Raw genomic sequence first — 10,346 nt, 5'->3', positions numbered from 1 at the left:
GGAATAATCCTTCTTTCCTTTGATATCATGATTCAATCTCTTTTATTGTGAAAAATTTTCCTCATTGCTCCAGACATAATAGTGGCGGACTCTACAGAGGTACCCGACAAAAAATGTACTTCAAATGCACATCTTGGGAGAAAAAATCGAATAGTTGGATTATATTACCTTGTTCTACACCGATATCCAAATCCCTCTTTGTCGAATTGTAAAAATAAAATGAAATGAGTATAAAATGTAAATAAGGGGTTTATTTTATAATCACTATAAATTGTCTGTTACCGATTCCAGAAGGTTATCCCTTGTAGCACAAACTCGATAAACTAGCTCAAGCTGCCCTCATCAAACCGTGTCTACTGGAGTAACTACAACAAAAAAGCCGGGAATCCTCGTTCCCGGCTTTTTTGTTCCTTATTTTTCAATTAAAGTAAATATGCTCATTTATAGAAAAATAGTGTTTTATCAAAATCCCTAATCCTTTAGCAGAACCTAAAATAGCAGGAGCGACAAAATCAGCCATTGTTTCAAAGCTTGCACCGCCTTTTAGCTACAGACAGAAAATTCAGCTAAATGTTTCAATGGTTGATGAAAAAGAAATTATGCCTTTTGCAAATCTGCTCCTTTTCAACAAAAAACAAGCGTTAGCTAAGCAGCCATTGTCCGCTGTGAACGCCCTTTAAAGCGTTTCAGCTCTGGCAGCAATATGCCCATTAGCACGACAACGACACCCACCCATTGCAGCATGCTCACATGCTCATTCAATATAAGGGCCGACATCGTGACAGCTACAGGAAGTTCAGCAGCGCCTAATACGCCAGCCATGCCTTCACCAATATGCGGCACGCCGATTGCGAACAGGACAGGCGGGATAAAAGCGCCGAACAGCCCTAGCAGGATGCCGAATACGAGCAATTGTCCCCAAATCAAACCATTAAATAGAAACAGCGGCGGGAATAAAATAAACACGAGCAGCAACCCGCCAGTAATCATCCAAGCGCTGCGAAAAGCCGGATGTACAGCTGGCACCGCTTTGCCGCTGAACAAAATAAACAAGGAGTAGCTTACGGCGGACAATAAGCCGAAAATGATGCCGATCCAGTTGAACTGGGCAACGCCTTCCTCCATAATGCCGGCAGCAAGCAGCGTGCCTCCAAACAAAACAATCAATGCCAGCAGCATAACGCCTTTAGGACGTTGACGCTTGCTGAATGCTTGAATCAAAACGCTGATCCAGGTGAACTGAAACAATAAAATAATCGCCAGCGAGGCTGGAATATAACGGAGCGAATGATAATACAACAAGCCTGTTATTGCTGTCGGCATACCCGCAAGCATGAGCAGCGCTCTGCTTTTCCACGTCAGCTTAGCGGCAAGCGCTTTGGCGGCATCGGCCGCTTGAGTGACAGAAGAAACTGCGTTTGGAGCCGTACGGGCTTTGCGCTGCTCCCGCTGTTTTGTATAAAAAGCCAGCATCCAGGCCAAAATAAATCCCGTCAGCAGCTGCGCACCAACCACTTCACCTAATTGATAGCCTTGACCATAGGCCAGTACCACGATTGTAGACAACACACCGTAACTAATCGCACCGAATAAAACCGATAATAAATACTTCATTTATACCCTTAGACCTCCTTGATTGTCTCTCTAAGCTTGCCCAGACAACACAAAAAACCTAACCACATAGCAACGACCAATACAGCTTGATCCTTGTTATCGTAGTTAGGAAGTAAAGGCTTCCTGTAGATACCCCCGACCTGTTCTTATATCCAGCTGCAGCTGAATACGGCTTACGAGGTTATACGAAAAGTAATATATGGTTTGATGCCTTGCTGTCATCTGATGTTAGATCGTAATTCATTTTACATCTTACATGACAAGTAAGTTGATGTCAATTGTTTCTCATTGAAATTTTTGCGAAACCGCTCCCGGCCTGCTCCAGCGCCGCTTTTTATGTTTTGCAGCCATCGTTATGCTAAGAACCAAATATACGAGTAAAAAGATAATCATGATGCCAGCAGCGCAGCGATACATCATTTCATAGCTCGTCGCTGAGGCAATGGCACCTAATAAAATAGCTCCTGTCGCAACACCAAGATCCGTTGCGTTATAGAACATGCTATTCACAGCTCCATGCTGCTCCGGACTTGAGCTGCGCAGCATCCAAGCTTGAATCGTTGGCTGGACAGCGCCGAATCCTAGACCATATAGCAGCGCCGATATGATCAGCAGCGAAATGGAGGTCGTAAACGACAGCACCGTCAAGCTTGCGATAACACATAACGCACCAGGAATAAGCACGGCCGCATGGCCTTTGCTGTCAAACAATTTTCCAGAAATTGGACGAACGCTAATGATTGTCACCGCATTAAACAAGAAAAACAAGCCGATCTGGTTGATCGCAATTTTCTCACCATACAAGGCGATAAAGCTTAATATCCCGCTGTATGTAATCGACAGCAGCACAGTTAATAGCGCGGGAAGCACAAGCTGGAAATTAAAGGGAGGCTTGCTTGAGGCAGCCCGTTTTCGCTCCTCCCGGCTCTGGCGCGGAGGCTCTGGCGGAAGAGGACGAAACCCGAGAAGCATCGGGATAACGAGCAAAATAGCTGCCGTTCCCGTGATGGTTAACGCCTCAAAACCGAATTGCTTCCAAATATTTAGCCCGATCATGGGGCCAATGGACATCGCAAGGCTGGTGGACAAGCCAAAATAGCCAATCCCTTCCCCAATGCGCCTAGCGGGAATAATTTGCGATACGAGCGTCGGAATAATCGTACTGGCTATGCCAAAGCCAATGCCATAAAATACACGCATGATGAGCAAGGAGCCTAAGGATTCAGCCGCGATATACATAGCGGTAAAAAGGGCAGCAAGCACAATGCCGATGTACAAAATGGCCAATCGTGGCATTCTTTTCATCACAAATGCCGTCATAAAACGCGTTAAAATCGCAGAAACGGCAAACACGCTCGTCACGAGGCTGACCGATACGTCACTGGCCATAAATGTGCTTTTCGTATAAGCCGTAAGCGGTGAAAGCAAAAGCTGCAAATTAAAGAAAACTAGAAAAGAGCAAATGGTTAGTGTAATAAATGCAGTAGTCCATAAGCGCGGGCGTTGTTCTTGAGACAGCATGCTGTTCCCCCTCATTGATGCATAACTCACATAGTTGACTTAGGCAATTATAATCCAGGCAACTATCACTGTCAATGAAGGGGCATGACTTCAATCGCTCGTTAGTCTATAGCCCGTAATTTAGCTATTAGGCGGCATCGAGTATAAAAGCATATTGCAGCGCCATATTCCGCGCTTCTTCAGGAGCCGTCAGCCGCCGTGACGCAAGGCGCCCCAGCTCATGCTGGGCCATATGGATGGCCAGCTCTGGATCATTTTCGCTAAGCTGCATTAAATCGGCAACTGCCTTCATATTGCCTGACAAATAGGCGGAGGCCAGCGCCCGTACATAGGTTTTCATTTGCTCCTCCTGCGGCTGAGGCAGCCCATCCTGAAGCAGCTGCTGGCGCACAGCAATAAGCGCTCGCCTGGCACGGTGCAGCGCCGCTTTTACCGCCCCTTCCGTCATCCCCAAAATTTCCGCAGCTTCAATGCTTGAACAGCCATATACATCCCGCAGCATAAAAACAGCCCTTTGAGCCGTTGTCATATGCTTCACCAGCACATGAAAAACAATTTCAAGGTCGCTAGCCTCTTGATTATTGACTGCGATTTCCTGCTGTTGCAAATGCTGCATTTCTCCGCTTATTTTTTGCCAGACCGCTTTTCTGCGGGCTTGGTCGATCCAGCTATTTTTGGCAATGCGCCGCAGCAGCGCTTCGGGATTCTGATGGCTGGCGGCAACCGCATAGAGGCTCGCCTTCAGCCACGATTCCTGCGCCAAATCCTCGGCATCCCAGCTTGAGCCTGTCAGCGAGATGCTGTACTTGCGCAAGTCTGCAAGCTGCTGCCCAGTATATACGTTCGGCAAGGCGATTTTATTTTTCAAACGCATGGGACATGCTCCTCTTAACCAGATTCCGGACGAAGGTCCGGCGGAATCGTTTATTTTATAAACGAATGGAGTCCTTATTAAGATACGCAGATGAGCAAAAAAAAGCTTGCGGCGCTGCATATCCTTTTCGTCCCCGATAATCGTTTACTCAGTGAAAGTAAATATCTAACGGAATAAATGGAGGTATAACCTATGACCAATTATGTCCCTTACGTAGTGGAGCAAAGCGCACGCGGTGAAAGATCCTATGATATTTATTCACGGCTGCTGAAGGATCGCATCATCTTTCTTGGCTCAGCAATTGACGACCAGCTCGCAAACAGTATCGTTGCCCAGCTGCTGTTTCTCGCGGAGGAGGACAAGGCGAAAGACATCAGCATTTATATTAATAGTCCGGGCGGCTCTACTTCAGCAGGCTTTGCCATCTATGACACGATTCAATATATTAAGCCGGATGTCAGTACGATATGTGTGGGGCTTGCGGCATCCTTCGCCGCTATTCTACTGCTTGCGGGTGCTGAAGGCAAGCGCTTTGCCCTGCCCAACAGCGAGGTAATGATCCACCAGCCGCATGGCGGCGTTCAGGGCCAAGCAAGCGATATTGCGATTTCTGCCAATCGGATTATTCGCATTCGAGAGCATCTCAATCAGATAGCCTCCGCCCGAACCGGCCAGCCGCTGGAGAAAATTCAGCTGGACATGGACCGCGATTATTTCCTCTCCGCAGAGGAGGCGGTACAATACGGCATCGTGGATCGCGTCATTACATCCTTACAAGCGTAAACGGCAATAAACAGCAACGCCCCTTCCGGCTTATCTGCTCGGAGGGGCGCTGCTGTCTGTTTTGATTATATGTAACCATTCTGCCACTGCCTCGCCATGACTTTCGCTCTCATCTACTTTATAATAAAGAAAGAATTGATGAAAGTTGGTGTCCATGTGAGCGGCAAAAAAGCAGTTTATATCGTTTTAGGCATATGTACAGGCCTCGCCTTGTTTGTATACACATGCATTCAGTACGTCCTGTCCTTGCGGCCTTAATCGCAGCAGCGATTCAAACAACCGCAGACACGATTTTTCCACTTGGACAGCTAACATTTCCACTCAGTCCCAGGGATGCTTTACCGTCAAAAATTCAGCAAAGCGTTTACTCTGCTCGCGGCGGGTACGGCGCATTTCCGCCCGCTGCTCTGCTGTCTCAAACAGCTTAAGCTCCTCTTCCGTTTCCGGAACGACCGCTGGCACCACAACTGGACGCCTGTCCGAATCAAGTGCAACGAATGTCAGAAAGGACGTCGCCGCCACTTCCCGCTCTCCACGCAGCAAATCCTCTTTCACCACTTTAACGAACACTTCAATGGAGGAACGGCCCGTCCAAGTAACGAACGCTTCAAGACATACGGAATCCGTTGGTCGGATGGGATAAAGAAAATCGACCGAATCCGTCGAAGCGGTAACAACGGATCGGCGGCAATGCTTCGTCGCCGCAATGGAGGCAATATCATCAATATAAGCCATCAGTTTTCCGCCAAACAGCGTATTATGATTATTTACATCTGTTGGAAACACCCTTGCTGTTTTATAACATCTTGATTCCCGCGAAAAACGCTGCTCCATCTGCCAAAATCCTCCCTTAATTACGTACATGTAAATGATCTTTCATGATCTAGCCTTATTCGCTCCAGAATACCGACATCATTTGGCGAATCGCTTTGGCCGAATCCACTTCAACGCAAAACTCCACCCTTCTGCCTACAGATGGACGTGGTCTTCTGTCTGTAACAATCATACCCGCTGTCAGCCCGCTGCTGCAATCAACGACGGCGTTAAATTTTTGTGTTGTAACAAGTGACGGATTAAGCGCGACTAGAACGGCAAGCGCATCATGCATCGGACATTCCTCAATGAAATAGTTCACCTTGCGGTAAAATTCAAAATAAACGCCCAGCGACTCCTTCAAAAAACGGATAATGGCTTGCTTATTTTCCGGCGCATAGCGCTCAAGCTTCTCCAAATCAGCTCCCGTAAGCCTTGTAGGCACTGTCACATCAAGCCCGACAATCGTGAGTGCGACATTCGATGCAAAAACCGCCGCCGCCGCTTCAGGGTCGGCATAGATGTTAGCTTCTGCAACTGGCGTGACATTGCCAGGAGCGAACAGCGTGCCGCCCATCGTCACTACCTGCTTCAGTTGCCCAGCAAGCTCAGGGGATTTTTCCAGCGCAAGCGCCAAATTCGTCAATCTTCCCGTCGTCACCAGAGTAAGCTCGCCCGGATTTTCCGCTGCCTTGCGAATAATGAAATCTACCGCATTTTCCTTTAGCGGCTGTTGAGAGGAAGGCGGGAGATAGGCATCTCCAATACCATTATGCCCATGAATATGCGCATCCGTTCCACGCGAAGGCCTTACGGTAGGAGCTACCGCCCCTGCTGCAACCGGCACCTCATAGCCGCAATTGGCAAGCTGCACGACTCTTAGCGTATTGTCTGTAGCTTGCTCCACCGTCGTGTTTCCGTACCCTGTCGTTATGCCCTCCACCTTAATTTCAGGAGAAAGCAGCGCGTATAAAATCGCGATGGCATCATCGACCCCAGTATCTACATCGAGTATCATTCGTTTTCTGTCGCTCATCGCAAGTCTCCCCTTACCCATTGTGTCGAAGCAGCGATGCTTAAGGCTCGGCATCCGCTTCCTTCCTCCTCATTGTAAACGATGAAAGCTTACACTGACAAAGCCTATCTGCACAACTATATTTAAAAACCTGCCCCTGTCTCATGCGCTATGATGGCCTGACATGACCATCAGCCTCATGAGATAGGGGCAGGTTTTTTCTTTCTCGTATTTTGATGGCTAGCTCGCCGCCTCCACCAGCAGCTTGGTGTAGGGATGCCGCTCCTCATGTGTCAACTCGGAGCTTGCAAACTCATCAATCATTTCTCCATCCTTCATAACTATCATTCTATCGCTCATATATTGAACGGAGGCTATGTCATGGGAAATAAACAAGTAGGACATGCCCAGCGTTTGCTTCAAGCTTTTGAGCAGCTGCAAAATTTGTGCCTGAACGGATACGTCAAGGCTTGAGGTTGGCTCGTCACAGACGAGCAGCTTCGGGTTCAAGCTGATTCCCCGAGCGATGGCGACCCGCTGCCGCTGCCCGCCGCTAAGCTCATGCGGATAACGGGCCAAATGCTCCATAGGCAGGCCGACCAGCGCTAACAGCTGCGCCGCCAAGCCAAGCCTATCTGAGCGATCACCCGTCAGAAATGGCGGCATTACCTTCGGAAAATTATCAAGCGGCTCCATGATCGAACGCCAAATGGGCATTTTGCTGTTAAGCGCGGCGTTCGGGTCTTGAAATACGACCTGTACATGCTGCCGCTGCTGTCTAAGCGCTGCCCCCTTTAGCTGTAGCAATGAAACATCATCCAGCCATACTTCACCGCTATCCGGTCGCTCCAGTGCCAAAATCACCTTGCCTAATGTACTTTTTCCGCTGCCGCTTTCGCCAACGACGCCCAGACATTCACCCCTCGCAATTTGCAGCGAAATATCCTTCAGCGCATAAACCTGCTCCTTCGATTTCATGAAGGTTTTACTTAAACGCTCTACACGCAACAAAGGCTGCACCTGCCATTTACCTCCCCAATTCCCATACGTGCGTACGTTCATTCATTTATGTTATATATGGCCTTGCATTCAATAGCTGCTGCGTATACTCGTGATGGCAGTGATACAAAATATGCTCTGCCGTATCCATCTCAACAATATGTCCGTCCTTCATGACGGCTATCGTTGAAGCTCGTTTCACCACATGCCGCAGATCATGTGAAATGAGCAGCACTGCGCAGCCCGTTCGCTTCTGAAGACTGGAAAGCACATCGAGCACCCTCTCGCCCGAAAGCACATCCAGCGCGGTCGTCGGTTCATCCGCTATTAGCAGCGAAGGCTGAAGCATCATCGCCGCCGCAATGGCAGCCCGTTGAAGCTGCCCCCCGCTCAGCTGGAAGGGATAGCTGCTGTATACGCGCTCCGCCGGCAGCCCTACCTGCTCCAGCCATTCCAGCGCATGCACCTTTGCCTGACGCCTTGTCAGCTTATCATGAGAACGCAGCGTTTCATTCATCTGCTTGCCAACCGTAATAAACGGCGTAAAGCTCTCCTGATAATTTTGAAAAATAAATCCGATTTCACGTCCACGCAAGCCTCGCCGCTTCTTATCTGCCCACGCTAGCACATTTTCACCGCGAAAGAGAATTTCACCGCTGCCAATGTCAAGCGAGCTGTGCATTAAGCCAAGCACCGCACTTGCGGTTATACTTTTACCGCTGCCGCTTTCCCCTACAAGCGCAAGTGTCTCGCCTTTAGGGATGGCGAAGCTGACGCCATGAACGAGCGGGCGCTGCTGCTTCCCCAGGCGGGTGAAAATTTGCAGCCGCGAAACCTCCAGCACAGGCATTTCCTTTTCCATTATTTGCGGCATCAGGTCATGCGCCTCCTTTCCCTTACTAAGCCCGAATCGACACTAGCGACTGCGGACATCCAACGCTTCGCGCAGCCCTTCACCGAGCAGATTACAGGCAATGATGATCGCCATAATGGCAAGTCCCGGATAAAGCATGAGCTGCGGCGCAGATTGAAAATAAGGTCGGCCATCATTAAGCATGGCGCCCCATTCCGGCGTTGGCGGCTGTGCGCCAAGTCCCAGATAAGAGAGCATCGAGATGATCATAATGATTTTTCCAATATCTAATGCCGCCAGCACGATAATAGGAGAGATTATTTGAGGCAGCAAGTGGCGGTGCAAAATCGTCCAAGTGCTGCAGCCCGCAACCTTTGCCGCCAGCACATATTCCTTCTCGCGCTCAGATAAGGCGACGCTTCGCACAACCCGGGCGTAGCCAATCCATTTCACCAGCACAATGGCAAAAATCAAATTAGGCAGGCTGGGTCCGAGAAAACCGGCAAACGCGATGGCAAAAATAAATTCCGGCAGCGCCCCCATGCCGTCTACAAGCCGCATAATCATCGAATCGAGGCGACCACCGATATAGCCCGAAATAAGCCCTAGCGGCACGCCAATCACGATGACCGTAACAATAACAATAGCTGAGATGCCTAGCGTAAGCTGCGCACCTACAACAAGCCTCGTGAAAATGCATCGACCGAGATGATCCGTTCCAAGCGGGTATTGCCAGCTTGGGGAAAGCAGCCGTTCTCCCATTTGCACCGTTAAAGGATCATTAGGAACAATAATTGGCCCTAACAGCGCAAGCAGCATGATGACTCCAAGCAAGCCCATACCCAGCAGCATCGTACGGTTATACAGCATTTGCCGCCCCCTATAGGTCCTTCTGAGCGGCAGAGAAAGCTCCGAGGATATTTTCCTATTCATGAGGCGGCTCCTTTTCCTAAACGTATCCGTGGGTCAAGCAAGCTGTAGCTGAGATCAACTAGCAGATTGACCACAACAACGAATAGTCCCGTCGCCAGCACATAGCCTTGAATAACCGGATAGTCCCGTTCAAAAATCGCTTCAAGCGCCAAGCTGCCAAGGCCCGGCCAAGCAAACAGCGTTTCAATGACAACGGAGCCTGCGAGCAAATTGCCAAAGCTAACGCCGAACACTGTAATAACCGGAAGCAGCGCGGCACGCAGTGCATGTCCAATTAAAATGCGGTGTTCAGCTAGCCCACGCGCCCTTGCTGCCTTAATATAGTCTTGGGAAAGACTATCCAGCAGCCCGGAGCGAAGCAGCCTTGCATAGACAGCAGCCATAGCAAAGCCGAGCGTAATGGATGGCAAAATCATATGTGCGAAGCTGCCCTTGCCGCTTGTCGGCAGCCAGCCTAGCTTTAAGGAAAATAAGTAAATGAGCAGCAGTCCCATCCAAAAGCTCGGAATCGACGCGCCAACAAGTGCCAGTATACGAGACACATGATCCGGCCAACGGTTTGGATAGCGCGAAGCAATGAGACCAAGTGGGAGCGCAATGGCTACCATAACAGCGAGCCCGCTCGCTGTCAGCTGAATCGTCGCCGGAAGCTTATCAAGCAGCTCATCCAGCACCGGGCGGCCTTTTAAGTATGAGGTGCCCAGATCAAGCTGGATTAGCCTGAGCATCCATTTTCCGTATTGCACAAGCACAGGCTGATTGAAGCCAAGCTCCTCCCGAAGCGCAGCTTCATCAGCCTGAGTAATCGACATTTCATCAGCATGCAGCAAGGTAAGCACAGGGTCGCCGGGTGCGAGCTTCATCAGAATAAAAACAACTAAGGATAAAATAAAGAGAACAAATACGAGTTGAATCAATCGTTTTTTTATGAGCTTCAGCAC

General features: G+C 49.3%; 10 protein-coding genes and 1 riboswitch. Of the genes, 1 reads left to right on the top strand and 9 read right to left on the bottom strand.

All coding sequences use genetic code 11. The annotated features are described in order from the left end of the window. Positions 1-645: 645 nt before the first annotated feature. From V5J77_RS12560 to V5J77_RS12550, 3 genes are all read right to left on the bottom strand, one after another. Complete coding sequence (locus V5J77_RS12560; RefSeq protein ID WP_338556259.1) at positions 646-1,614, bottom strand: DMT family transporter; 969 nt, start codon at positions 1,612-1,614, stop codon at positions 646-648. Between the two features lie 82 nt (positions 1,615-1,696). Then, a riboswitch (purine riboswitch) is annotated at positions 1,697-1,823 on the bottom strand. Positions 1,824-1,899: 76 nt separating this feature from the next. After that, positions 1,900-3,135 (bottom strand): MFS transporter, encoded by a 1,236-nt coding sequence (locus V5J77_RS12555; protein ID WP_338556257.1) that lies wholly within the window; start codon positions 3,133-3,135, stop codon positions 1,900-1,902. A gap of 127 nt (positions 3,136-3,262) precedes the next feature. After that, positions 3,263-4,009: an RNA polymerase sigma factor gene (locus V5J77_RS12550; protein ID WP_338556255.1), complete on the bottom strand. Its 747-nt coding sequence runs from the start codon at positions 4,007-4,009 to the stop codon at positions 3,263-3,265. Positions 4,010-4,201: 192 nt separating this feature from the next. Here V5J77_RS12550 and clpP point away from each other — a divergent pair, with 192 nt between their 5' ends. Then, entirely contained in the window at positions 4,202-4,792 is a 591-nt protein-coding gene (clpP, locus tag V5J77_RS12545; protein WP_338556253.1) for an ATP-dependent Clp endopeptidase proteolytic subunit ClpP, read from the top strand. 321 nt (positions 4,793-5,113) lie between these two features. On the opposite strand, the gene V5J77_RS12540 is transcribed toward clpP, so the two are convergent. The 6 genes from V5J77_RS12540 to nikB all read right to left on the bottom strand — a co-directional run bounded on the left by V5J77_RS12540 (position 5,114) and on the right by nikB (position 10,343). Continuing rightward, positions 5,114-5,626 carry an acyl-CoA thioesterase gene (locus tag V5J77_RS12540; protein WP_338556251.1) on the bottom strand — a complete coding sequence of 171 codons (513 nt, stop codon included), beginning with the start codon at positions 5,624-5,626 and terminating at the stop codon, positions 5,114-5,116. Positions 5,627-5,681: 55 nt separating this feature from the next. Continuing rightward, positions 5,682-6,641 carry a nucleoside hydrolase gene (locus tag V5J77_RS12535; RefSeq protein WP_338556249.1) on the bottom strand — a complete coding sequence of 320 codons (960 nt, stop codon included), beginning with the start codon at positions 6,639-6,641 and terminating at the stop codon, positions 5,682-5,684. 219 nt (positions 6,642-6,860) lie between these two features. Further along, the gene (locus tag V5J77_RS12530; protein ID WP_338556247.1) at positions 6,861-7,640 is read right to left on the bottom strand and encodes a dipeptide/oligopeptide/nickel ABC transporter ATP-binding protein; all 780 of its coding nucleotides are present in this window, start codon (positions 7,638-7,640) and stop codon (positions 6,861-6,863) included. A gap of 46 nt (positions 7,641-7,686) precedes the next feature. Further along, on the bottom strand, positions 7,687-8,493 hold the full coding sequence (locus V5J77_RS12525) for an ABC transporter ATP-binding protein (RefSeq protein ID WP_338556245.1): 807 nt from the start codon (positions 8,491-8,493) through the stop codon (positions 7,687-7,689). A 42-nt stretch (positions 8,494-8,535) separates the two neighbouring features. Then, complete coding sequence (gene nikC / locus V5J77_RS12520; protein ID WP_338556243.1) at positions 8,536-9,405, bottom strand: nickel transporter permease; 870 nt, start codon at positions 9,403-9,405, stop codon at positions 8,536-8,538. Next, positions 9,402-10,343, bottom strand: a complete 942-nt coding sequence (gene nikB / locus V5J77_RS12515; RefSeq protein WP_338556751.1) for a nickel ABC transporter permease — start codon at positions 10,341-10,343, stop codon at positions 9,402-9,404. The genes nikC and nikB overlap by 4 nt, the downstream gene beginning before the upstream one ends. Positions 10,344-10,346: the final 3 nt, after the last annotated feature.

Origin of the sequence: Paenibacillus sp. KS-LC4 (assembly GCF_036894955.1) — a bacterium.
In the GTDB taxonomy this organism is placed as follows: Bacteria; Bacillota; Bacilli; order Paenibacillales; family Paenibacillaceae; genus Pristimantibacillus.
Note: the sequence above shows the minus strand (reverse complement) of the source record. Positions and strands in the feature narration are given on the sequence as shown.

Bases quoted from the DNA above. Each gene is read 5' to 3' on its own strand.
- V5J77_RS12560 (WP_338556259.1), bottom strand. From the start codon at position 1,614: ATGAAGTATTTATTATCGGTTTTATTCGGTGCGATTAGTTACGGTGTG.
- V5J77_RS12555 (WP_338556257.1), bottom strand. From the start codon at position 3,135: ATGCTGTCTCAAGAACAACGCCCGCGCTTATGGACTACTGCATTTATT.
- V5J77_RS12550 (WP_338556255.1), bottom strand. From the start codon at position 4,009: ATGCGTTTGAAAAATAAAATCGCCTTGCCGAACGTATATACTGGGCAG.
- clpP (WP_338556253.1), top strand. From the start codon at position 4,202: ATGACCAATTATGTCCCTTACGTAGTGGAGCAAAGCGCACGCGGTGAA.
- V5J77_RS12540 (WP_338556251.1), bottom strand. From the start codon at position 5,626: ATGGAGCAGCGTTTTTCGCGGGAATCAAGATGTTATAAAACAGCAAGG.
- V5J77_RS12535 (WP_338556249.1), bottom strand. From the start codon at position 6,641: ATGAGCGACAGAAAACGAATGATACTCGATGTAGATACTGGGGTCGAT.
- V5J77_RS12525 (WP_338556245.1), bottom strand. From the start codon at position 8,493: ATGCCGCAAATAATGGAAAAGGAAATGCCTGTGCTGGAGGTTTCGCGG.
- nikC (WP_338556243.1), bottom strand. From the start codon at position 9,405: ATGAATAGGAAAATATCCTCGGAGCTTTCTCTGCCGCTCAGAAGGACC.